Source organism: Aureimonas endophytica (genome assembly GCF_014642635.1).
GTDB lineage: Bacteria > Pseudomonadota > Alphaproteobacteria > Rhizobiales > Rhizobiaceae > Plantimonas > Plantimonas endophytica.
The window spans coordinates 765,115-787,744 of the sequence record NZ_BMIQ01000002.1; the positions used below are offsets into that span (position 1 = coordinate 765,115).

At 68.1% G+C, this 22,630-nt stretch carries 18 protein-coding genes; 6 read left to right on the plus strand and 12 right to left on the minus strand.

The window, feature by feature from the left end; all coding sequences use genetic code 11:
* The first annotated feature begins 26 nt into the window (after positions 1-26).
* The 3 genes from IEY14_RS09960 (at position 27) to IEY14_RS09970 (ending at position 4,035) form a co-directional block, all read left to right on the plus strand.
* Positions 27-905, plus strand: coding sequence for a hypothetical protein (locus IEY14_RS09960; RefSeq protein WP_188908037.1), 879 nt, complete (start codon positions 27-29; stop codon positions 903-905).
* A 48-nt stretch (positions 906-953) separates the two neighbouring features.
* A complete protein-coding gene (locus IEY14_RS09965) occupies positions 954-3,257 on the plus strand; it encodes a polysaccharide biosynthesis tyrosine autokinase (RefSeq protein ID WP_188908038.1) in 2,304 nt (767 codons plus the stop codon).
* A gap of 85 nt (positions 3,258-3,342) precedes the next feature.
* On the plus strand, positions 3,343-4,035 hold the full coding sequence (locus IEY14_RS09970; protein ID WP_210318333.1) for a hypothetical protein: 693 nt from the start codon (positions 3,343-3,345) through the stop codon (positions 4,033-4,035).
* Positions 4,036-4,267: 232 nt separating this feature from the next.
* On the opposite strand, the gene IEY14_RS09975 is transcribed toward IEY14_RS09970, so the two are convergent.
* From IEY14_RS09975 to IEY14_RS10000, 6 genes are all read right to left on the minus strand, one after another.
* Positions 4,268-5,302 carry a glycosyltransferase family 4 protein gene (locus IEY14_RS09975; protein WP_244639426.1) on the minus strand — a complete coding sequence of 345 codons (1,035 nt, stop codon included), beginning with the start codon at positions 5,300-5,302 and terminating at the stop codon, positions 4,268-4,270.
* Between the two features lie 257 nt (positions 5,303-5,559).
* A complete protein-coding gene (locus IEY14_RS09980) occupies positions 5,560-6,348 on the minus strand; it encodes a metallophosphoesterase family protein (RefSeq protein ID WP_244639405.1) in 789 nt (262 codons plus the stop codon).
* 193 nt (positions 6,349-6,541) lie between these two features.
* The gene (locus tag IEY14_RS09985; RefSeq protein ID WP_188908042.1) at positions 6,542-7,537 is read right to left on the minus strand and encodes a glycosyltransferase family 2 protein; all 996 of its coding nucleotides are present in this window, start codon (positions 7,535-7,537) and stop codon (positions 6,542-6,544) included.
* Between the two features lie 514 nt (positions 7,538-8,051).
* Entirely contained in the window at positions 8,052-9,377 is a 1,326-nt protein-coding gene (locus IEY14_RS09990) for an HlyD family type I secretion periplasmic adaptor subunit (protein WP_188908043.1), read from the minus strand.
* Positions 9,377-11,134, minus strand: a complete 1,758-nt coding sequence (locus tag IEY14_RS09995) for a type I secretion system permease/ATPase (RefSeq protein ID WP_188908135.1) — start codon at positions 11,132-11,134, stop codon at positions 9,377-9,379. Before IEY14_RS09995 ends, IEY14_RS09990 begins: the two co-directional genes overlap by 1 nt.
* Before the next feature lie 327 nt (positions 11,135-11,461).
* Entirely contained in the window at positions 11,462-12,427 is a 966-nt protein-coding gene (locus IEY14_RS10000) for an NAD-dependent epimerase/dehydratase family protein (RefSeq protein ID WP_188908044.1), read from the minus strand.
* Positions 12,428-13,042: 615 nt separating this feature from the next.
* Here IEY14_RS10000 and IEY14_RS10005 point away from each other — a divergent pair.
* Positions 13,043-13,714 (plus strand): sugar transferase, encoded by a 672-nt coding sequence (locus IEY14_RS10005; RefSeq protein WP_280515033.1) that lies wholly within the window; start codon positions 13,043-13,045, stop codon positions 13,712-13,714.
* Positions 13,715-13,987: 273 nt separating this feature from the next.
* Here the strand turns inward: IEY14_RS10005 and IEY14_RS10010 are convergent, their stop codons facing one another.
* From IEY14_RS10010 to IEY14_RS10030, 5 genes are read right to left on the minus strand one after another with little or no spacing between them, the layout of a single operon-like run.
* Positions 13,988-15,793, minus strand: coding sequence for a hypothetical protein (locus IEY14_RS10010; protein WP_188908046.1), 1,806 nt, complete (start codon positions 15,791-15,793; stop codon positions 13,988-13,990).
* A 36-nt stretch (positions 15,794-15,829) separates the two neighbouring features.
* Positions 15,830-16,225 carry a hypothetical protein gene (locus IEY14_RS10015; RefSeq protein WP_188908047.1) on the minus strand — a complete coding sequence of 132 codons (396 nt, stop codon included), beginning with the start codon at positions 16,223-16,225 and terminating at the stop codon, positions 15,830-15,832.
* Positions 16,226-16,263: 38 nt separating this feature from the next.
* The gene (locus IEY14_RS10020) at positions 16,264-17,361 is read right to left on the minus strand and encodes an acyltransferase family protein (RefSeq protein ID WP_188908048.1); all 1,098 of its coding nucleotides are present in this window, start codon (positions 17,359-17,361) and stop codon (positions 16,264-16,266) included.
* Positions 17,354-18,502 (minus strand): glycosyltransferase, encoded by a 1,149-nt coding sequence (locus IEY14_RS10025; RefSeq protein WP_188908049.1) that lies wholly within the window; start codon positions 18,500-18,502, stop codon positions 17,354-17,356. The genes IEY14_RS10020 and IEY14_RS10025 overlap by 8 nt, the downstream gene beginning before the upstream one ends.
* Positions 18,502-19,563 carry a glycosyltransferase gene (locus IEY14_RS10030; RefSeq protein ID WP_188908050.1) on the minus strand — a complete coding sequence of 354 codons (1,062 nt, stop codon included), beginning with the start codon at positions 19,561-19,563 and terminating at the stop codon, positions 18,502-18,504. Before IEY14_RS10030 ends, IEY14_RS10025 begins: the two co-directional genes overlap by 1 nt.
* A gap of 288 nt (positions 19,564-19,851) precedes the next feature.
* Between IEY14_RS10030 and IEY14_RS10035 the strand changes: the two genes are divergently transcribed.
* Both IEY14_RS10035 and IEY14_RS10040 read left to right on the plus strand, forming a co-directional pair.
* A complete protein-coding gene (locus IEY14_RS10035) occupies positions 19,852-20,205 on the plus strand; it encodes a hypothetical protein (RefSeq protein ID WP_188908051.1) in 354 nt (117 codons plus the stop codon).
* Positions 20,202-21,854 (plus strand): SGNH/GDSL hydrolase family protein, encoded by a 1,653-nt coding sequence (locus IEY14_RS10040; protein WP_188908052.1) that lies wholly within the window; start codon positions 20,202-20,204, stop codon positions 21,852-21,854. Before IEY14_RS10035 ends, IEY14_RS10040 begins: the two co-directional genes overlap by 4 nt.
* On the opposite strand, the gene IEY14_RS10045 is transcribed toward IEY14_RS10040, so the two are convergent.
* Complete coding sequence (locus tag IEY14_RS10045) at positions 21,848-22,600, minus strand: SGNH/GDSL hydrolase family protein (RefSeq protein ID WP_188908053.1); 753 nt, start codon at positions 22,598-22,600, stop codon at positions 21,848-21,850. The two genes, IEY14_RS10040 and IEY14_RS10045, sit on opposite strands and share 7 nt — an antisense overlap.
* Positions 22,601-22,630 lie beyond the last annotated feature (30 nt).

Sequence of the window (22,630 nt, forward strand, 5' to 3'; positions counted from 1 at the left end):
TCATATTGCGCCGCGATGGGAAATGGATGGTGTCGATGGTGGGAGACATGGGTCTGCATTCGTGCGTCCGGCATTACCGGTTCGGATGTGGTGCCGCACTGGCGCTGATGTTGATGGCGGGAACCGCTCTGGCGCAGGCTCCGGCGCAGCCCGAAGCTGCGGCGCCGAGCTCGGTTCCGATGGCGGGCGGCGGCGCTCCGGCGGCGAACGATGCCGCCGCCGCGCCGTCGGCCGTTCAGCCGGCTGCGCCGGCCGCCGGCGAATCGGCTGCGGCGGCGCCCGCCGCCGCCGCGACATCTCCGGCCGATCCGGCGCTGGCCGCGGCGCAGCCGTCGGGCTGTTTCGTGCCTCCGGCCAAGCTTTCGGATCGTGAAGTGTCGGATTTCCTGGCGCGTCCGGCTTCCGTCTTCGAGGATTACGGCAGCAATACGCTGAGCCTTTCCAATCGTTTCCGCGCGCTGGCCGGTTCCGACCGCCGGACGATCGATCCGATTATTGCTCTTGCGAACGGCGCGAGTGCAGTGCAAAAAGCAGCCATCGGGTCTGGTCTCGGTCGCGCCGCATTTGCGTGTTCGAAGGTCGACGCGGTCTATGCGGCGGATATCCAGTCGAAGGTTGCCGATATTAATCTGCCGGAATTGCTGACGGCCTTCGTGACGGCGTCCAACGACATCCAGGTCGCGGCGATCGGTGCCGGCGGGGGTGGGGCGGCGGCAGGCGCCTCGGGCCTTTCCGGGGGTGGTATCGCCGGACCCGGCTCGGCCGGACTCGGCGGCGACGACGTGGTGCCGACGACTTACAGTCTTCCGGGGCCGCGGAATGCGATCCAGTATATCCGCGTTGGGGACTCGGGCGGCGATTCATCGGATTCGAGCGTTCCGAGTCCGTCCAGAAGTGGTGGTTAGGCCGACGCCCACTGATTAGCGCGTCCGGCAAATGTCCGTAGAGGGTTCATGCTGCAAGACGCGCGATCCGTAGCCAGTCGCTCCTCTCAGGAAGCGGAGATCGCTGGGCCGGCGAGCCCCGAATTCATCGATTTCGATCGTTTGCTGGCCGCCGTCCGGCGCCAGTGGCGGCTCGTCGCCGTGCTCGGCCTCATCGGCCTTCTGCTCGGCATCGCCTATGTGATGACGGCCGTGCCCCGCTATACGGCCTCCAGCAACTTGCTGATCGACCAGGGCAGCAACCGTATCGTCGACGAACTGTCGACCAGCGGCGGCTCCATCGAGGATGAGTCCGGCATTCTCAGCCAGGTCGAGCTGCTGAAATCCGATCAGATCGGCAACAAGGTCATCGACGCCCTGCATCTGACGAGCGACGAGAGCTTCATGCACTCGTCGGTCTCGCTGCTGCGGCGCGTCAAGCTCGCCGTCGTGTCGGTGGTCGACATCTCCTCCTGGTTCCGCGCGCCGGAAGAGGAGGCGGACGACGAGGCCGAGAAGCGCCTGACGGCGCTGGCTCTGCTCGGCAACGATCTCGACGTGGCGCGCGTCGGGCGCTCCTATGTCCTCAGCATCTCCTATACTTCTCCCGATCCGGTGATGGCGGCGCGGGTCGCCCAGGCCTTCGCCAATGCCTATCTCGCCGACCAGCTGGATTCCAAGTACGAGGCGACGCGCCGGGCCAGCAGCTGGCTGCAGCAGCGCATCGACGAGCTGCGTCAGAAGTCGCTGGAAACCGATCTCGCCGTGCAGCGCTTCCGGGCGGAGAAGGGCCTGATCGCCGCCGACGGCCGTCTCGTCAGCGACCAGCAGCTGACCGAACTGAACAGCCAGCTGACGCTGGCCCAGGCCGATGTCGCGACGGCGCGGGCCAAGATGGACCGCATCCAGTCCCTGCTCGAAAGCGGCGACACGAACTCGGTCGTCAACGACGCGCTCGCCAGCACCGTGATCAACGAGCTGCGCACCAAATATCTCGATGCCGCCAAGCGCCAGGCCGAGATCTCAAACCGGCTCGGCAACGACCATGCGCAGGCGGTCCGGCTGCGCGCCGAAATGGAAAACTACAAGCAGCTGATGTTCAGCGAGCTCGGCCGCATCGCCGAAAGCTATCGCAGCGACCTGCAGGTGGCGCAGGCGCGAGAGGCCGCCGTTCAGCGCAGCGTCGCCGACGCGACGAGCGTCAGCGCCGGCGCCAACGAGACGCAGGTCCAGCTCCGCGAGCTCGAGCGCGAGGCCGAGACCTATCGCAATCTCTACCAGACCTTCCTCCAGCGCTATCAGGAAGCGGTCCAGCAGCAGTCCTTCCCGATCACCGAGGCGCGGGTCATCACCGATGCCCAGGTGCCGACCGCTCCGAGCAAGCCGCGCAAGCCGCTCGTGCTGGCCATCTCGCTGTTCATCGGCCTCGCCGCCGGCTCGGCGCTCGGCGCCTTCCGCGAGTTCCGCGACCGCTTCTTCCGAACGGGCGATCAGGTGCGCGAGGAACTCGGTCTCGCCTATCTCGGCTCCGTGCCGCACGTGAAGGATAAGGCGCTCGCCATCCCGACGCAGAAGGCCGGGACGGGAACGGAAGCCAGCGACCGCTATCTGCGCGCCAACAACGCGGTGGCCCGCTACGTGCTCGACCATCCGCTCTCGTCCTTCGCCGAGACGCTGCGCAGCGCCAAGATCGCGGCCGATCTCGCGATCAGCCACCAGAAGAAGATCATCGGCGTCATTTCCGTGCTGCCGAGCGAGGGCAAGTCGATGATTTCGGCCAATCTCGCCGAACTGATCGCCTCCCACGGCTCCAGCGCCATCCTGATCGACGGCGACATCCGCAACCCCGGTCTGACCCGGGCCGTCGCCCGTCACGCGACCGCAGGTCTCCTCGAGGCGGTGATGGACGAGCGGCCGCTGAAGGACTGCATTCTCGTCGATCCGGAAACCAAGCTCGCGCTGGTGCCGGCGGTCGTGAAGCATCGAGTGCCGCACACGGCCGATCTCCTGTCTTCGGTCAACATGACGACGCTTCTCGACGAGGCCAGCAACGCCTTCGACTATGTGGTGCTCGACCTGCCCCCGCTCGGACCGGTCGTCGATGTGCGGGCGATCGCGCCGCGGATCGACGCCTTCATCTTCGTGGTGGAATGGGGCAAGACCGCCCGCCGGGTCGTGCGCTCGACGCTGGCGGCCAATCCGCAGATCGCGGAAAAGACCCTCGGCGTCATCCTCAACAAGGTCGATACCGAGAAGATGAAGCTCTATCGCGACTTCGGCTCGGACGAATATTACACGTCGCGCTATTCGTCCTACTACCATCAGGGGAAGTGACCTGCTCCGCTGGCTGACGAGACTGCTCACGGGCGCGGCTCTCGCCGCGCTCGGCATCGTCGGATGTCTCGCCTCGGGCCGGCAGTTGCAGGAGGCGGTGGCGGCGGCGCATTTCAGCGGTCTCGCCGCCCGGATCGAACACGGCGAGCCTTTCAGCGCGGAGACGCTGGCGCGCCGCATTCCGACCGCCTGGACGGCCCTCGATCGGGTCTGTTCCGACGCCGTGGGGCGGGCCGCCATCACGCTTGCCCTACGCGACATGAACGATCGCAATCCGGCGGCGGATTTCGAGGGCTGGTCGACCGCGCTCGGCGGCACGGAAGCCCTCCTGCGCCGCATGGCCGCCTGCTCGCCGAGCGACGGCAATGTCTGGGCGCGTCTCGCTCTGATTGAGCGGGTGATCGTCATGCCGATGCCGGTGATCGTCGCGACGATGCGCCTGTCGGAAAAACTGTCGCCGGCCGAATACGGCCCCTTGCTGGCAAGGCTGGAAGTCGCGCGACTCGCCGATCCGGCCCTCGCGGCGGCGACGGCCGAAATCACCGATCGCGATCTCGATCGCTTTCTGGCACAGGCGCCGGCCTACCAGTCGTTGGATAGCTTGCGGTGGCTCCGGGCGCAGCCGCGTTTCGACTTCGACCGCCGCGTGGCGGCGCTGCCGCCGGAGCGCTACGATACGTTCAAACGGGCCGGCGTCTTCGACGAAGCGAAAAAGGACGAGGGCGACCCGAAGCTGTTTCAGCTTCCCGAAGCGCCGCCCCCCTGGCTCGGTCCCTGAGGGCCGGGGCCATCGCGCCTTTCACGGGAGGGGTGTCGGGCGAGCCGGCGATCGGCCTTTCCCCCGCGACCCGCCGAAGAAAGCCGATCGGGACGCGGGGCGCATCGGCTTGCGCGCCCGCCGAACATCGTTCCCGGCATCGATGACGTCATTCCGCCATGCGGTCGGACGCCGAGCGCTTCGCCCGGCGATCGCGGCGATCAACCGCCGCGGCGCCGACCGTCGCTATGCCCTATCGCGCGCATTCGGCGTAGAGCTGGGCCAGCATCGGCAGCACGACCTTGTCGCTATAGGCGGTCTCGACCCGTCGCCGCCCGGCTGCCGCAAGGCGATCGCGCAGCTCGCCGTCGCTCAGCAGCCGTCGCAAGGCCTGCGAGAGGGCCGATCTGTCGCCCGCGTCGAAAAGGAGACCGTGCTCCTCCGAGGTGATGAGTTCGGGAATCCCCCCGACGCGCGTCGTGACCACGGCTTGGCCGGCGGCCATGGCCTCCAGCACGCTCATCGGCAGTCCTTCGTTATGCGAAGGTAGGACGTAGACGGCGCTCTCGCGCACGAGACGCTGCTTGGCGGCGCCGTCGACCCAGCCGGCGAGCCGGATCACGCCGTCGAGCTGGAAGTCGCGGACGAGATCGCCCGCCTTCTCGGTCTCGCCATTGCCGCCGATCGTCAGACGCGCCGCCGGTTCGGCCGCCGCCACGTCGCGAAAGGCCTCGATGAGATCGAAGGCACCCTTGCGCTGTCCGACGAGGCCGAGAAACAGGATGCTCTTCTCGCTGCCCGGCTGCGGCTGAATCTCGGCCGGGACGGTGACGTAGTTCGGGACGACGGTGATCCGCGCGCGGGGCGCGATCGCCGAGACGAAATCCTCCCAGCTCTTCGACAGCACGACGACGCGCGTCGCCCGTTCGAGCCGTCCCCGGATCAGCCTCTGAACGAAGGGCTTCTGCGAATTGTAGAAGGTCTTCATTTCCGAGCCGTGGAGATGCAGCACGACCGGGATGCCGAAGCGGCGGGCGATGGCCGCGAAGAGACTCTTGCGCCAGAAGCTGCCGCGCATGGCCGCATGGCAGTGGACGAGCTCCACGCGGTTCCGCGCCAGGCAGAGAAGGAAGGCGAAGATGGCCTGGACGAGCACCCACTGGCGCTTCACGACGCCGCCATCGACATAGGAATGGATCAGGCGGACGTCCTGATCGGCAATGAAGCCGTCGCGCTCATAGGCTTCCACCACGCTGCGCATGCCGCCTCGGGCCGCGCACCAGATCATGACCTTCACATCGACCTCGTCGGTTGGACTGTGTCGTCGATCCGGCCGCGCCGCCTGTTCCGGCGCCGGCCTGCCGTCGTCCGGCGGAGGGGAGGGCTCGGCCGGAAGGCCCGCCTTCATGGCATGGCCGGGCGGACAAGGGAAGTCGAGGCTTCGCGCCTCGGCGGATGCGCTGCCCGAGCCGAGGCGTCCCGACGGGATCGCCGAACGGCGGGGGCGATCCGGCCGGGCGATGCCGCCGGCTTTCGCGAGAGCCGCTAATCCCGGCCGCGCGAGGTCAGGAACGAGAAGGCGCCGCCGGCGAGCCGCAGCGCGGTCAGCCGGCCGGTGATGAAGACGCCCGTGTCGATGCCGATCCGGCCATGCTGCAGGATCACCGCGTCGGTCGGACTATGGCCGTGCACGACGTTGAGCGGCAATTGCGGGCCGCGCGACAGGAAGGGCTCGCGGATCCAGAGAAGATCGCGATCGGTCTGGGCTTCCAGCGGCACCGAGGGGCGAAGACCGGCATGGACGAAAACGGTGGTCCCGCTATGTACAAGGGCCGGAAGCGAGCGGAGAAAGTGCTGGTGCTCTTCCGGGATGCTTTCCGCCAAATGGCGCCGCAAGGCGTTCCGGTCCCGGCGCGCCAGCCGATGCATATGGTCGAGGTCGATTCCGTAGGAGACCAGCGTCGCCCGCCCGCCGACATCCGGCCAATGGCTGTGTTCCGCCGGATCGTCCAGGTAGTTCAGCATCATCTCCTCGTGATTCCCGCACAGGCATAGCCGGTCGAAATCTCCGTCGAGGGGCTGGAGAAGATGGGCGATCACCTCGGCCGAGCGCGGGCCGCGATCGATATAGTCGCCGAGAAGAATCACGATCTTGCGGCCGTCATAGCGTCGGCCGTCCGCCAGGATCAGCTCTTCCAGCCGCCGGAACTCGTCGAAACATCCATGGATATCGCCGATGGCGTAGAGCACGCCCTCGAAGGTGCCGAGATCGATCCTCGGCCGGGGCGGCCCGGTCGGAGTCTGGCGGCGAAGGGGGCGGAGGATGTCGATCAAGGATGCAACTCGGTGAGAGATTGGCGCCCTGAAGCGGCTCACGCCATGAGAGATAACCGGTCTCGCGCCAAGCTGGAAACGGCGCCGCGCGGCGCGCCTTGCGGATCGAACGCCCAACGAGCCCGATCCGATGCGAGACCCGATCATCGGGCCGCATGGTTTCCATCCGGTTAAGACCGCGACGCGGGGCGTCTCACGCCCCGCCGATCAGGCTCTTGAGCCGCAATCCGAGCCGAGGCGAGAGAATGCAGACCAGGCGATACAAGGTCCAGCGGCTGAAGCGAGGCCGATCGTAGTGGCGGGAGAACAGGATCCGCAGCGCATCCCGGCGCCGGCCGGCCATCGCGGCGTCGAGCGCCGCGCCGGTCGCGATGCGGCGGAGCAGCCCGTTGCGCGCCTCGTCTTCCCGGCGCAGCGTCTCGTCCCGAGACAAGGACATGAAGAACATGTCCTGTCGGCGATTGATCGTGGGCGAGCGCGCGATCGAGCCGGGCGTCAGGCGATACTTGCAGATGAAGGCGTCGACGAACACGAAGTCGCCGGGGGCCAGCCCCTTGGCGGCCTCGATGATGAAGTCGGCATCGACGGCATGGCCGACCTCGCGCTCGTGCTTGTAGCCGATCTCGCGGGCGAGGCGGCTGTCGATCAGATAGCCGTCGTTCGGCACATGCTGCCAGAGCGCGGCGCGCAGCGGCGAGGGCTGCGGACCGGCATGGTCCGGCACGCGCCGGTCGCGTGCGTTCCACGCCGCCGACCGTTCCAGAAGCACCGTGCCGCCCGGCGCGATGACATATTGCAGGCCGTAGACGCAGCGCGCCGAGGGATAAGTCGCAAGCGCCGCGAGAAGGAGATCGAGCCCGCCGGGACACATCAGATCGTCGTCGTGGATCAACAGGAGATAGCGGCCCGCCGCACGGTGGAACAGACGGTTCACGTTGCCGGACTGTCCCAGCCGCTCGCGATTGCGCTCGTGCCGGATCACGATCCCTTCGGGCAGGGGAAGTGAGCGCACGAGATCCTCGGTTTCCGAGGTGCGCGAATCGTCGCCGATCAGGATTTCGATCGGCCGATGGGTCTGTGCGAGGCAGCTCGCGATGGTTTCTCGGATAAGTTGCGGCCGTTCGAATGTCGGTATGCAGATCGATACGAGCCCGTCGCTTCCCGCAGGCTCTTCTATGCCCCCCTCCAAGATCTGCTCCCTGATGGAATCGAAGTCCGTTCTTTTGCTTGAACGGTTCCAAGATTCCTATGGGTAATGCAACCTGCCGGAGCAGGTAAATATTTTTCCGACTGGAGGAACGCGGCAGCCTGCGGCATTTTGTCCACAGACTGTGCAATCGTATCGCCTCAGGATTGCTTTGCCGAGACTTACACTCGTAAAAGATGTAGTCGTCAGGCGCGAAAGGCTCACCGATTCAGAGGCGCCGAGGCTTCGATCTACATGCTGCGGACGGCATCCGACGACGGAACTCCGTCGTTACACGCCGCGCTCCGACCCAGTGAGGGAATGTTTCGGGCGGCGACGACCCTTCGCCGGCGGCGAGGCCGCGGCAGGCTCGATGGATGGGAGCGGTCGGTGCGAGAGGCGGCCGTTTCCGCGGACCCGGCGGCAATGGCCGGTCGCCCGCGCCGTTTCTCGGCGTGACGGAGGGCGGTCTAGGTCGCCGGATCCTTCCACGATCCGGCCGGCAGGGGGCGAGGGCCTATTTCTCGCGGAAGGCGCGGGCGATCTGATCGCTGAGCGGCTGGATGAGATAGGCGAGGGCGGTGCGGTCCTGCGTCTTCACGAAGGCTTCCACCGGCATGCCCGGCACGGGGCGCACGCCCTCCATCCGGTCGAACTGCGACTTCGGAATGACGATCCGCACCATGTAGTAGGAGGCGCCGGTGCGCTGCTCCTGCGAGATGTCGGCGGACACCTGATGGACGTCGCCGTCGAGTTCCGGCGTCGTCCGCGAATTGACGCCCGAGAAGCGCAGCCCCGCCGCCTGGCCGACATGGACGTCGTTGATGTCCTGCGGCGAGATGCGCGCCTCCACCACGAGTTCGTCGCCGAGCGGCACGATCTCCATGATCGTGTCGCCGGGCCGGATGACGCCGCCGACCGTATGCACGTCGAGCTGATGCACGATGCCGTCCTGGGGCGCGCGGATGTCGATCCTCGCGAGCTGGTCCTCGGCCGCCGTGCGCCGCTCGCCGAGTTCGGCGAGCTTGCCGCGAATGTCGGCGAGGTCCTTCGAGACCTCCGAGCGCATGTCGTGATCGACCTGGATGATCTGGAGTTCGGCCTCGGCGATGCGGCCGTGGGCGCCGGCGATGCTGGCGACATATTGGCCGCGCTCGCCGCGCAGCGCCGCCTTGTCGCGCTCCAGCGCCGCGAGCCGGGTGAACTGGACCAGCTTCTTCGTGAGGAGGTCGTTGACGCCCGCGAGCTCCTTGTCGATGAACTGGAGCTGCTGATCCTTGGCGGCGATCTGCTCCCCGAGGCCGTTCACCTCCTGGCGGAATTCGGCGATCTTCTCGCGCAGCTGCGCCTTCTGTCCCTCGCGCGCCTCGCGCCGGATGCCGAAGAGCTTGTCCTCGCCTTCCATGATGCGGGCGACTTCCGGATCGCTCCGGCGCCCGAGGAGATCCGCCGGATAGGTCACGGTCGTCGCGTCGGTCTGTTCGGCCTGTTCGCGGGCCTGCCGGGCGAGCAATTCGTCGATCTGCTTCAGGACGATCTGCAGATTGGCCTTGGCCTGCGTCGCGTCGAGCCGCACCAGCACGTCGCCGGCATTCACCCGGTCGCCTTCCCGAACCAGAAGCTCGCCGACGACGCCGCCGGTCGGATGCTGGACCTTCTTGAGGCTGGAGGCGACGACGAGCGTGCCATGGGCGATCACGGCGCCGGACAGCTTCGCGGTCGCCGCCCAGGTGCTGAGGCCGCCGGCGAGGAGGAGGCAGAGCGAGACGCCGACCGTCAGGTGCCGGCGGATCGAGCGCAGCGACGGCGAGACGGCGGCGGAGGCGAGCGGGACAGGGGGCATCAGGCGGCTCCGGCGACGGTCGGGGCGAGCTTCGGCGGCTGGCCCGCCGCCACGCTGTCATTGGTCGGCACGGGCCGCAGCAGCACGCGGCCCAGCACCTCGTCCTTCGAGCCGAAGGCCTGGACGCGGCCATCCTGCATCATCAGCACGAGATCGACGGCGATGAGGGCGCTCGGGCGATGCGCCACGACGACGGCGATGCCGCCGCGCTCGCGCACCGCGAAGATCGCCTTGGTCAGCGCGTCCTCGCCCTCGGCGTCGAGATTGGAATTCGGCTCGTCGAGCACGACGAGGAAGGGATCGCCATAGAGCGCGCGGGCGAGGCCGACGCGCTGGCGCTGGCCGGCGGACAGCGCTTGGCCCGCGTCGCCGACATTGGCCTCGTAGCCGCCGGGCAGGCGCACGATGATCTCGTGCACGCCGGCGACCTTCGCCGCCGCGATGATCTTCTCGGCCGTCGCCTCCGGGTCGAAGCGGGCGATGTTCTGGGCGATGGAGCCGGAAAAGAGCTGCACGTCCTGCGGCAGGTAGCCGATATGGCGGCCGAGGCGGTCGGACGTCCATTGCTGCAGCGTCGCGCCGTCGAGACGGACCGCGCCGCGCACCGGCACCCAGGCGCCGACCATGGCGCGGATGAGCGAGGATTTGCCCGACGCGCTCGGACCGATGACGCCGAGGCCCTGGCCCGCGAGCAGCCGCAGCGAGGCGTCCTGCACGATGAGATTGCGCCCGCTCGGCGCGGCGATGGCGACATTCTCCACCGTCAGCATCTTCTCGGGCGCCGGCAGGTCCAGAACCGCGCCTTCGGCGGGCAGGCTGCGCAGGACCTGATCGAGCCGCGCCCAGCTCTGCCGGGCGGAGATGAAGCCCTTCCACTGCGCGATCGCGAGCTCGATCGGCGCCAGCGCACGGGAGGTGAGGATGGAGCTGGCGATGATGATGCCGGCCGTCGCCTCCTGGTTGATGACGAGATAGGCGCCGACGGCGAGGACGCCGGACTGCAGCACCATGCGCAGCATCTTCGAGGCCGAGCCGAGCGCGCCCGTCACGTCGGCGGCGCGCTGCTGGGCCGATTTGTAGGCTTGGTTCACCTCGCCCCAAGCGCGGCCCATCCGGCCTTCCATGCCCATGGCGCGCAGCACCTCGGCATTGCGGCGATAGGCTTCGGCGAGGCCGTTGCGCTGGGAGGCGAGGAGGGAGGCCTCCTTCACCGACTTGCGCGTCAGCCGTTCGGTGAGCAGCGTCAGCACGACGAGGATGACGCCGCCGGCGATCGCCGTCCAGCCGATCGCCGGGTGGAAGGCGAAGCAGATCCCGAGATAGAGCGGCATCCAGACGAGATCGAACAGCGCCGTCGGGCCGAGACTGGACAGGAAGCCGCGCACCGTATCGAGATCGCGCGAGGGCTGGATGCTGTCGACATTGCCGGCGAGAAGCGGCAGCCGCGTCACCGCCTGGAAGGCGCGGGCGCCGAGCGCCTCGTCGATGGCGCCGCCGATCCGGGTGAGGATGCGGCCGCGCAGCGTGTCCACCGCGCCCTGGAAGAGATAGAGGGCAAGCGCGAGGATCGCGAGGCCGATCAGCGTCGGCACGCTGCGGCTCGGCAGCACGCGGTCATAGACTTCCAGCATGAAGAACGAGCCGGTGAGATAGAGCACGTTCAGCATGGCGCTGAGCAGACCGACTCCGATAAAGGCCGAGCGGCAGGTGGCGAGCGCCTGGCCGAGTTCGCTCTTGCCGTCGGGCGCGGCCGACATGCGCGGCGGATTCATCACGAATGTCTGCTCCAACTGACCCCAACGGATGACGCCGTCCCCTCTCGGCTTCGCAGCCGGCAGGGGGTGCCACGAGCCGTAAGCTAGCGGCAGATGCTTGAATAAATTGTCAAACTCGTGACGCGCGGACAGGTGCCGAATCACCGCGCGCGGCGAGCGCGCAAGCCGGCCACGCGCCGGCGGGGCCGGCTTCGCCGCATCTTCGCATGGCCGGAGAGGTCGGTCGAGACCGGCGCGATGGAGCTGGCAGCTTCGAACGATGCCGAAGGGCGGCGCGGCCGATGGCCGGGGCGCCGCCGCGCCCGCCCGTCACACCAGGGCGGGGCTTTCCGCGCGCCAGCGGCGGATGGCTTCCGCCAGATCCGTCTCGTAGCGATAGCCCGCCGCGTTCAGGAAGCCCGGCTCGACATTGGTCGAGGTGACGAGCTTGGCGATGCGCTCGCGATCGATGCCGTTGCGCAGCCCGAGCTTGGACACGATCTCGAAGGGCACGGCGGCCGTGTTCATCAGCGGGTGAGGCATGACGCCGCGCGGAGCGGGCAGGCCGGCGACCTCGCCGAAGGTGTTGCAGATGTCCTCGATCGTATAGTCGCGGGCATAGCAGAAATTATAGAGGATCGAGCGCTCCGGCATCGTCATGACGAAGTCCATCGAGCGCACCAGTTCGCCGACATAGCCGCAGCTCTTCACCGTGTCGCGCCGGCCCGGATACAGGAACATGCCGCGCTTCAGCGCCCCGGCGAGGCGGGTGAAATTGCCGCGCTCGCCCGCCCCGAAGATGACCGCCGGCCGCACGATGGCCAGCTTGCGCGCCCCGTCGGCCTCCTGCCACTCGCGGCGCACATGCTCGGCCAGAAGCTTCGAGCGGCCGTAGTCGGAGGTCGGCACCGGCGTCGTGGTCTCGAGCTTGCGATCCTCGCCCGGGCCGTAGACGGCGATCGAGCTGGTGAACAGCATCTCCGAGAGGTCGTTGCGCCGCGCGAAGGCGCAGGCGTTCACGGCGCCGGCGACATTCGTCTCGTAATATTCGTGCGGCTTGTGGCCGGGCGTCCGATGCACCGCCGCGAGATCGTAGATCCGGTCGATGCCGGCGGCGAAACGGTCCGGGATCGGTGTCCGGATGTCGTGGATCACATATTCGACCCCGGGAACGCTGACGCCCGGCGCCACGATATCGACACTGACGAGGCGGAGCGGGGCTCCGGACTCCGCCAGGGTCCGCAAGAGATGGGTTCCGATGAAACCCGCACCGCCAAAGACGATCGCACCCTTCACAAGACTACCTTATGCTTGCAAATCCACGCAGAACAGACAGTGACCGGGAATGAGACCGGCACCACCGCCGGCTCGTGCGGATTCATATCGGCGAGCGTACGAGTTCCGGTCAAGCGACAATCACCCCGCACTGCATCATACGAAATGTCGGATGTCCTTCGCAACGCAAAACAATTCGCTCCGCGCATTACCACGTTCTGCTCAGACGATAGTTGTATAGCTACCGGAGCGGAGGAAAGGGAATTCGAAAGCTCTGCGCATTTCGCGATGCTCCCATGCAAAAGATGCATGCCCCTGGGGCACGAATTCTCTTGCCGGGTATCGCGTAATGCCCGCTGCGAGTGCCTTTCCGCAGGATCGAGCGGAAGCCTGCTTCGCGAGCTGCTGGCTAAACCTCTGGAACGTCATCACATTTCACAATGCCTTCGCGTATTCGGCCATTCCACTTGCGGTTCAGCGAATTTTGTTCCCAGAATTTTAATCATCCTGTATCAATAACCATGACATCCGATTTACCTTTTTGAACAGGCTTTAACCCTATTTCGCGGTTGCACAAAAACGTGGACGGCGATATTCGATGACGTGCTTAAGGTCGGGTTAATGAGTGAGGCAGGAATGTCGGCGACTGAAGCCTATGTAAGTTCACCCTCGGTGAGCGAAAGCAGTTCGGCTCCGGTCGGTGGCGCTGCGAAGCGCGTCTTCGATGTGGTTCTCGCCAGCCTTCTGCTCGTGTTCTTCGCGCCCATCCTGATCGTGATCGCGCTGGCGGTCTGGATCAGCGATCCCGGCCCGATCTTCTTCGGCCACACGCGCATCGGCTATGACGGCCGGCGCTTCAAGTGCCTCAAGTTCCGTTCGATGGTGGTGAATTCCGCCGAGGCGCTGGAGAAGCATCTGGCGGCGTCGCCCGCGGCCCGCGCCGAGTGGGAACTGACCCACAAGCTGAAGGACGATCCGCGCATCACCGGCATCGGTCGTCTGCTGCGCGTGTCCAGCCTCGACGAGCTGCCGCAGCTTCTCAACGTGATCCGCGGCGAGATGAGCCTCGTCGGTCCGCGTCCGATCGTCCAGGAAGAGGTCGAGCGCTATGCCGACCGCATCAATTTCTACACCGCCAGCCGCCCGGGTCTCACCGGTCTCTGGCAGGTCAGCGGCCGCAGCGACACCTCCTATGCGCAGCGCGTCGAACTCGATTCCACCTATGTCCAGACCTGGCGCATGCGGAACGACGTGAAGATCCTGGCCCGCACCGCCGTGGTGGTGCTGAAGCGCGAAGGCAGCTGCTGATCCGACGATCCGGATCGGCGCCGGCCGTCGAGGTCGGACGATTGTTCAATAACGGGCGCGACGAGCGAAGAGCTCCGCGCCCGTCGTCATTTGCGGGCCCGGTTGCCGGCCCGCGTCGAAAGCGCCTTTCGGAAGGCTCGATCGGGCGACGCGGCGATGTGGTGAGGGCGAGGGCGGTGCTGCCGGCTGGTCGCGCCCTCTCCGGGGATTGCGACGACGGGACGGTGGTGGAAGGGAGCGGCGTCGACGCGCGGCCGGGCGGGGACATTCCCCTCAGCGCGGGGCGCCGAGCGCGGCGCGGACGGCCGTCGCCACCGGTCCGCGTGCCAGGTCGTTGCCGCGCGCGTTGAGATGCGTGCCGTCGACCGTGACGCGCCCGGCCGCGAAGGACCAGCAGGACGTCTCCTGCGGATAGCCGGCTTCCAGCACCGTGTTGACGTCGATGACACCGTCCAATCCGAGCAGCGGATGCCGGCGGCGGATATGGCCGTTGACGATGCCGCGGCGGGAATCGGCGCCGCCCCAACCGTTGCGCGGCGTCTGCGCCGGTCCGCTCCAGTCCTTCGCGGCGCTGTCGGAATCCGGCGTGATGCAGAAGCCGAGAAGCCGACCCGCCGGCAGGTCCGCCTTCAGCAGCGCGTTGAAGGCCGCCATCCGCGAAAGGCAGAGGAGCGCGCTGTAGTCGTCGCCCTTGCGGCCGTCGCCGACGAACTGCCAGCGGACATCCCCGTCGAGCGGCGGGATCTCCGTCTCCGCCGGCCTGTCCCGCCCCGAGACGCCGCCCGCGACGCAGGCATAGACCCGCCCGCCGAGGCGCATCGCATCGCCGGCGCGATAGGTCCTGCCTCCGGCCCAGCCTTCGACCGGCATCGGCTGGCTGATGTCGTTATGGCCGTTCATGTTCACCGTCAGCGTCGGCGCGGCGAGCTGGCGAAGGGCGCGGCGATAGCGCGAGGCGATCGGATCGAAGAGATATTTGTTGCCGTCCGAGCCGCGCCCGAGATTGACGAAGTCGACTCGGGCGTCGTGATAGAGGCCGGCGTCGAGCAGGCCGAAATTGCCTTCCGCATCGCCTTGCGTGTCGCCGAACGCGTCGCTGCCCGGGCCGCCGGAGCCGACCCCCTTGGCGATGCTGTCGCCATGGATCACCACGCATTCGCGGCTATCCTCCCCCTCGATCAGGAGCATGGCCGGGGTGAAGAACGGGATGGCGCCCGTCTGCCGCTCGCCGAAGCCTTTGATGGAGGAATTGGCCAGGGCGGCGTCGCTTTCGCCGCCAAGCGCGGCGATGCGGCTCGTCGCAGCATATTCGACGCCGCCATGGCGCTGGACGAAGCTGCTGCCGGTCCAGGAATAGGGAAGCGTCTTCTCCGCCGCTTCGCCGAGCCGTTCCACCGTGGTCCAGAGGCCGAGCTTCGCGCGCGGGGGAACCAGGAGGCCGAGATCGATCGGATCGGAAAGGATGTGGCCGACCGCCTCGTCCCAGCCCTCCCGCTTGTAGAGCGCGAAGTTCCGTCCCTCGAAGGTCACCGGAATGCGCGGGGCGATGCCGTCGAACGCGTCGCGGAAGGGGAATTCGATGCCGACCTGGAAAGCGAGGTCCGATCGCGGGCCGTCGAACAGCCGATCCACGATCGGCCGTCCCTCGGACGAGAAGACCGGCAGGACGACGCGGAGGCGCCGGAAGGCATGGTTGCTGAAATGGCAGCTGCGCGACGTGCCCGAGCGAAGCGCGCCGTCGACGAAGCCTTCGACGAGGCGCATGCCTTGGCCATGGCCGCGCCAGAGGCGGCGGGAGGGCGCGAAGGACACGGCGACGGCGGTCTCGACCCGCGCCGCGCCGTGCCGCTGGCGGATGAGCGCCTGCACCGTCTCGCCGCAGCACGGCGCGGAGCCGCGCACCAGCCGGCCGGCCGCATCGAGCGCGAGGGCGCCGTTTCCGCCGATCAGTTCGCGCGTCTCGCCGGGCGCGAGCGGCGCGAGGTCGAGGGCGAGCGCGCCGGCCTCGGCCTCGGCTGCGAGGACGCCGATGGTCGGGCCGGCGGCGAGAACGGCGAAAGGCGGAAGGAAGCGTGTCATCCCGAACCCGGTCGATCCGGCCGCGTCGCGCCGGCCTCAGTCGAAATGAACGAGCGGCGGCTTCTTGCCGCAGAGATCGACGCGGTCCTTATAGGCCGATTTCTCGACATATTTCTTCACCGGCACGGCCGTCGGCCGCTTGCGCTTGGGCGGCTGCGTGAAGACGGCGCGGAAGGTGAAGATGCAGCTGTTGTAGATGTCGTCGACCTTCAGATCGATCTGGTCGTTCGGCTTCAGCGGGGTGAGGATCGAGCTGTAGGTGCGCGGCACGAGTTCGGTCGGCCAGATATAGAGCTTGTAGATCGGATTGGACGTGTTGTTCTTCACCGAAACCGTGCGCGTCGCCGCCGCCGAGGCGTCCGACGCGGTCGCACCGAGGAGGGCGATCGCGAGAAGCGCGCGACCGAGTCCTCCGAAACGGCGATGGGTCATCGAAGCCTCCTCCGAACGTCCTGCCATGGCCGCGCTGTTCACGACCGGTCCGCGAGCCGCTTCGTCACCAGGCACGCCTTGGCGCAGCGGGCCCGCGTCGCCTCGACGATGCGTGCCGCGAGACGGGCGAGCGGCAGCTCGACCAGCCGATGATAGGCGAGACCGGCGCCGCCGGCGAGAGCGGCGAGCGCGATCACGACGACTTCCAGCGGAACCGCCGTCAGCCGGAGGGTGTGCGAGGCGATCTGCACCAGGAAGGACAGGGCGACCGGGTGAACCAGATAGATCGCGTAGGAGGCCGCGCCGAAGAGAGCGAGGCCGGGAGCGAGGCGGAGCGGATGGCGCCGCTCGATCTCGACGGTGCCGAAGACGAAGGCCACCGCCGCGCCGCCGAAGGCGAGCCGCGCGAGGAGCGGATTTTCTTGGATATGGACCGCGAAGAGGGTCAGCGCCAGGAAGGCTCCGGCCCCGCCGACCGCCAGGAGCCAGGGCGCCGGCATCGCCCGGCGGCGCAGCAGGAGCGCCGCGCCGACGCCCATGATGAATTCGAGATTGAACGGGCTGAGCACGAAGGAGAGCGGAAAGGGCAGTTCGCCCGCGCCGGAAGCGGCGAGGATGGCCAGCCCCCAGATCGGCAGCAGCCAGAGGGCCGGACGCCCGAACACGATCACCGCGCCGAAGACGGCATAGAAGAAGATCTCGTGCGTCAGCGTCCAGGCGACGCCCAGCACCGGCTGCACCGTGTTGGGCAGGAGGAGAATGGAGGTGACGACGTTCAGCGGATCGTGCTGGCTCGGGATGCCGGCCTTCGGGAAGAGGGCATAGAGAAGGATCAACGGCAGCACGACGCCCCAATAGGGCGGATAGATGCGCAGGAAGCGCTTCAGCGCGTAGCGCCCCAGCCGGGCGCGCGCGCCGATATCGGGCCAATGCACCCAGGCGATGATGAAGCCGCTGAGAACGAAGAAGAAGTCGATGCCGACATTGAAGTTCTCGAGATGGCCGCCGAAGGGCACGGCATCGAAGAAGCGCGGCTGCGCCACGATATTGCCGGCGTGATGCAGGACGACGAGACTGGCGGCGACGCCGCGGCCGATCTCGAGGACGCCGAATTTCAGCTTTCGTGCTTCAGCCATCGCGCCCCGCCTTCCTTTCCGACGCTTCGAGGACCGTTCTGAACAGATCGGCATATTGCGCTGCGCAATGGGCGACCGTGAAAGCGTTGCCCCGGGCCCGGAGCGGCGCGGGATCGCGCGGCTCCCGCAGCGCCTCCGAGAGAGCGGCGCCGAGGGCCTCGGCATCGCCCACGGGAACGAGGCGGCCATGGCGGCCGGCTTCCAGGATCTCGGCGGGGCCGTGCGGGCAATCGGTGCTGACGACGGGCGTGCCGCAGGCCAGCGCTTCCGCCACCACGTTGCCGAACCCCTCGAAGCGCGAGGAGAGGGCGAAGAGCCGCGCATGGGCAAGAGCGGCGAGAGGGTTGGCCGTGAAGCCCGGCAGGGCGACCCGCTCGCCGAGGCCGAGCGCGGCGATCTGCGCCTCCAGCGCGCCGCGCAGCGGTCCCTCGCCATGGATCACGAGGCGCGCGTCCGTCGCCGCCGCCACCTTCGCGAAGGCGGCGACGAGCGTCGCGAAATCCTTCTGGGCCACCAGCCGGCCGACGCCGAGCACCACCGGGCGCGCCTCGGCGAACCAGGGGTGCTCCGGACGGGCGCCCGCCCGCTCGGCGAAGTCCTCCGTCACGACGCCGTTGTGGATCACCGTCATGCGGTTCCGGTCGAGGCCGGTCGCCGCCGTCAGGTCGTCCGCCACGCCGGCCGAGACCGCGACGAGGCCGGCGACATGCGGCATGGCGAGGCGATAGACCCGAGGCAGCGCGCGCCATTGCCAGGAGGGCCGCTTGACCTGCTCGGAAAAGGCGTTGTGCTGCGTCGCGACGATGCGTGTCGGCACTTTGGCGAGGCGGCGCGCCAGCACCGCCATGACGTTCATGTGCTCCATATTGGCGAGCAGCACGTCGGGGCGCCCGCGCTTCAGGAAGGATACGAGCTTCGGCAGGGCCTTGATCTGGCGGTCGGCGCCGAGCGCCACGATCCGGCAGCCGGCCGGCACGGCCTCCATCAGTTCGCCCCTGGCGCGGTCGAGCAGCAGCGTCACCTCGAAGCCCTGGTCGAGGAGATAGGGCGCGAGCCGCACATGCAGCCGCTCCGCGCCGCCGCCGCTGAGATCCGGCAGATAGACGGCGAGACGGATCGGACGGTCGGACCGGCGCGTCATCAGCGCCGCCCCCGCCGCTGCCGTTCCTCGGCGGCGATGCGCATGATCTGCTCGGCACGGTTGCGCCAATTGTGCTCTGCCGCCGTCGAGCCGGGGTTGCGCCGCGTCGCCGGGTCCTGGCGAAGGCGGTCGATCAGGGGGCCGACCTCGGCCGGCGATGTCACGACATGCACGCTGCCGCCGAAGTCGCGGGCCTTCGGGATGTCGGTGGAGATCACCTCCATGCCGGAATTCAGGCAATGATAGAAGCGCAGCGGGTCGATGAAATAGGTGAGGCGGTTGTTGGTGCGATAGGGGGCGAGCGTCGCCGGATAGGCGCCGAGAATCGCCGGCAGGTCCTCGTTCACATAGGCGCCGCGATAGGAGACGTTCGGCGCGGCCGCCGTCAGCGCCTCCAGACCCGCCGTCACCACCGGATTGTTCTTCGACACATGGCCGAAGATGTCGAAGCCGAGATGCGGATTGGCCTTCGCCACGTCCCGCACGAAGTCGAAGTCGAACCGCCCGTCGAGGCTCGCCAGGATGAGGACGCGGCTCCAGTCCGGCGCCGGGCGCTCGATCGGCCCGAGCGACGAGGCGTTCGAGACGTGATGCGACGTGGGGAACAGTTCCTTCAGCGTCGGCGGCCCGTGCACAATGAAGTCGGCCCCGCCGAGAAGCGTCCGCTGGGCGATCTCGGCCCGCCGGCGGCGCCAGCCGGTCGCCTCGTAGAGGAGATCGTCATGCATGTCGAAGCACCAGAGCCCGCCGCACAACGCCCGCAGCACGCGGCTGAGGCCCGGAAAGACCAGATTCGTTGAATTGATGAAGAGGAGCGGATCGGCGCCGCGATAGGTCCGGCGCGCATGGCGGAGGAACCCCGGCAGCGAGAAGCTCCGCGCCTTATCAGGCGCGGACATCTCGACCACGGTCGGCCGGCGCTTAAGGAAGACATAGGACACGTCATGGCCGAGAGACTGCAACTCTTCGGCGAGGACGCGACGAAAGTCGGTCTTCGGATCGCGGCAGGTGAGCAGGACGATTCGCCAGCGCTGATTGAGATCCACCACGTCGGCCCGCATGCTCGTCCTTCGTCCGGCTTCTTCGGGGGAGCGTTGCATGGTCGCGCTTGCAATCGCAAGTGGTGTCGTCCGCAAAGCCCTGCCTGCCTCTTCATAACCGCTAAGCGGGCGGAAATGCCAGCCTTCGCGACGTTCATTTCGCATTTGCGAAAAAGTGAAGCCGGAGAAACGCCGCCTCCCGAAAGTTGACGTAGCGAGAGGATCGCGGCTCCGGCGAGGTCGCGGAAAACTTATCCCCGCCTTTCCCCCGGCTTCTACTCTGCCGTCGCGCAGCAAAAGGGGACCCGCATGCAGTACTTCTTCGAGACCTATCCCGACAACAACGGACGCACGCAATTCGCGCCGCCCTTTCCGGCCTATGTCGAGGACGTGGTCCTCGCGGCGGGCGTGCTGACGCGGCTCGCCGTTCCGGCCGGCGCGCGCTACGCGCTCTTCAGCTTCGACGGCGACGTGCGGGTGAAGCTCGGCGACGCCACCACCAGCTTCAGCCTGCCGAGCGTCACCGGTTCCGGCGGCGCGGGCAGCGAGCTCAACCCCACCGCCCGCCGCATCGCCGGCCTGCCGGGCTTCTCCGGCGCGACGACGCATCTCTGCCTTCTCGCGGGCTCGGCCTGCACCGGTTCGGTGAGCTTCTTCGGATGAAGACGTCCTTTTCCGGCTATGGCCGCCCCAAGGGCGGCGCGATCGGCCTGTCCGCCGCCGACGTGGACGAGACGGCGGCGCCGGGCACGGCGATCGGCACGCTTCTGCCGCCGCCCGGCAGCGGCTGGAGCTTCCGCCTCGCCGACGATGCGGGCGGCATGTTCGCCCTGTCGGGCGGCAGGATCGTCACCGGCTCGGCCAAGCTCAGCCACGACGCCGCCCCGTCGCCCAAGCTGCTCGTCGCCGCGACGAACGGCGAGCGGGCGAATGCCGCGCTTCTGCGCCTGAACGTCCGCCGGCCGCTCGCCGCGCTGCCGCGCCCGGCCGCCGCCCGGATCGCCGCCATCGGCGACAGCCAGATCGGCTACAACAACTATGGCGGCGTCAACGACGTCGCCGGGATCGCGGCGAACAAAGCCGTCTCCACCTTCGCCTACGGCTTCATCGAGCAGGCGCTCGCCATCGATCCGCGTTTCGACTTCGACAGCTGGTGGGATGCGGGCGAGCCGGGCGGGCGTGGCATCGCCGGCGCCAATCAGGGCATCTTCGGCGACCATCTGACCGATCTGCAGGGGGCGGGCATTCTCGGCCGCCTGCCGGCGGTCCTGGCGCGCCGGCCGGATCTTCTGATCCTCGAGGGCGGCACCAACTCGCTCAACAGCGGCGACGGCGGCAATGGCGTGCCGGCCGGCGCCGATTTCTGCATCGCCCAGCTCAACCGCGCCCTGGTCCTCTGCCGCAACGAGGGCGTGCCGGTGATCCTGACGACGCTCCATCCGCGCGGCGACTGGCCGGCGGGCGACGCGCGCTATCAGGCGCTGGCGCAGCTGAATGCCTGGATCCGAGCGCAGGCGGGGCGGAACGGCGTCGCCGGCATCCTCGATGCCGAGAGCCTGCTCGCGCCCGGCGGCACGCTCGACACGACGCTTTATTTCGGCGATCTCGTTCATCTCAACCAGCGCGGCGCGGTTCTCGTCGGGCGCGATCGGCTGCTGCCCTTGTTGCAGGCGGCGGTGGCGCCCGGGACGGTCTTCAATCCCGATCCGACCGTCGCCAATCTCCTGCCGGCCGGTCAGGCGAAGCTTCAGGGCGCGACCGGCACGAAGACGGGCGCGATCGTCAGCGGCGACGTCGCGGCGGGCGTGACGGTCACGGCCTCGCGCAACGCGAGCGCGATCCTCTGCTCGAAGGCGATCGTCGCCGACGATCTCGAAGCGCAGGTCCTGGACATCACCCCCGCCAATCTCGGCGGCACGAGCTATGGCGACCTCGGCATCACGCTGCCCTCGGCGACGAGCGGCCTGCCCAATGCCGGCTCCTGGGTGAGGGCGGGCCTCCTCCTCGAACTGAACGAGGTCGAGGCGCTGTCGATGGCGCGGCTGAACGTTCAGATCGCGCAGGGCTCGGCGACGAAGGCGCAGACCTTCGCGATGAACGGCTATTCGTCCGAGTTCGACAAGCCGGTGCCGGCCGGGCGCGGCTGGTGGATCGTGACCAAGCCGATGCAGATCCCGCCCGGCGAGACCTTCGACCGCCTGCGCTGGACGCTGCAGCTCTATTGGGCGAAGAGCGCTGCGCCGTTCCGGATGAAACTGTCGCGGCCGTTCCTGCGGGCCATCGCCGATCCGCGCGTCGCCTGGAACTACTGATCGACCCGGCCGGGGGCGCCCTGGTGCTCCCGGCCGGCCGGACAACGCCCCTCGGACAGGACCTCGACCAGACGCGGCACCATGATGGCGCTCGCTGCCTCCGGCTGCGGATGCGCGCCGTCCGGGATCATGCGGGCAAGGGCCGCGTCGCTGAACTCCGCCCAGAACGGCCGGAAGTCGATGAAGCCCTGCCCGAGGCCGGCCGCGATCCGCCGGTGCGCCTCCACATAGGAATCGAGAAAGGGCCGCATGAGGCCGCGCAGGCCGTGGATCGGGTTCATGGCCATGGAGAAGACGCGGGCGTCCGGCAGGCCCTCCCGCAGCCGGCCGAGCACCGCCGCCATCGCCGCGCGGCTGCGTCCGGGCGTCGTCAGGCGATCGAGCGCGGCATCGTTCACCGAGAATTCAACGAGCACGATGTCGGGCCTCGCCGCGACGACGGTCTCGACATTGGCCAGCGCCCAGGCGGAGGTCGAGCCGCTCCGCGCCACGGTGGTGATCGCGACGTCGCGGCCAAGACAGGCGGCCAGCGCCTGCCGCAAATCCGGCTGCCAGCCGCCGCGCGCCGTCAGCGACGTGCCGAAGGCGACGATATGGAGCGGCGGCGCTTCGGCCTTCGCCTCGTTCATGGCGGCGAAGGCGAGTAGGGCAAGGGCGAGGCGTCGCCGACCGCCGGCCGGTGCGGATGGGCGTCGCGGGGGCGTCGCGGCGGGCGCGATCCGGCGGAAATCCGAGCTTGGTCGCATCGAACCGTTCCAGGCAGGAGTTCCGCGCCG

What these genes read in the sequence shown, in the direction of transcription:
- IEY14_RS09960 (WP_188908037.1), top strand. Translation starts at nt 27, where the DNA reads ATGGTGTCGATGGTGGGAGACATGGGTCTGCATTCGTGCGTCCGGCAT.
- IEY14_RS09965 (WP_188908038.1), top strand. Translation starts at nt 954, where the DNA reads ATGCTGCAAGACGCGCGATCCGTAGCCAGTCGCTCCTCTCAGGAAGCG.
- IEY14_RS09975 (WP_244639426.1), bottom strand. Translation starts at nt 5,302, where the DNA reads ATGATCTGGTGCGCGGCCCGAGGCGGCATGCGCAGCGTGGTGGAAGCC.
- IEY14_RS09990 (WP_188908043.1), bottom strand. Translation starts at nt 9,377, where the DNA reads ATGCCCCCTGTCCCGCTCGCCTCCGCCGCCGTCTCGCCGTCGCTGCGC.
- IEY14_RS09995 (WP_188908135.1), bottom strand. Translation starts at nt 11,134, where the DNA reads ATGTCGGCCGCGCCCGACGGCAAGAGCGAACTCGGCCAGGCGCTCGCC.
- IEY14_RS10005 (WP_280515033.1), top strand. Translation starts at nt 13,043, where the DNA reads ATGTCGGCGACTGAAGCCTATGTAAGTTCACCCTCGGTGAGCGAAAGC.
- IEY14_RS10010 (WP_188908046.1), bottom strand. Translation starts at nt 15,793, where the DNA reads ATGACACGCTTCCTTCCGCCTTTCGCCGTTCTCGCCGCCGGCCCGACC.
- IEY14_RS10015 (WP_188908047.1), bottom strand. Translation starts at nt 16,225, where the DNA reads ATGACCCATCGCCGTTTCGGAGGACTCGGTCGCGCGCTTCTCGCGATC.
- IEY14_RS10020 (WP_188908048.1), bottom strand. Translation starts at nt 17,361, where the DNA reads ATGGCTGAAGCACGAAAGCTGAAATTCGGCGTCCTCGAGATCGGCCGC.
- IEY14_RS10025 (WP_188908049.1), bottom strand. Translation starts at nt 18,502, where the DNA reads ATGACGCGCCGGTCCGACCGTCCGATCCGTCTCGCCGTCTATCTGCCG.
- IEY14_RS10030 (WP_188908050.1), bottom strand. Translation starts at nt 19,563, where the DNA reads ATGCGGGCCGACGTGGTGGATCTCAATCAGCGCTGGCGAATCGTCCTG.
- IEY14_RS10035 (WP_188908051.1), top strand. Translation starts at nt 19,852, where the DNA reads ATGCAGTACTTCTTCGAGACCTATCCCGACAACAACGGACGCACGCAA.
- IEY14_RS10040 (WP_188908052.1), top strand. Translation starts at nt 20,202, where the DNA reads ATGAAGACGTCCTTTTCCGGCTATGGCCGCCCCAAGGGCGGCGCGATC.
- IEY14_RS10045 (WP_188908053.1), bottom strand. Translation starts at nt 22,600, where the DNA reads ATGCGACCAAGCTCGGATTTCCGCCGGATCGCGCCCGCCGCGACGCCC.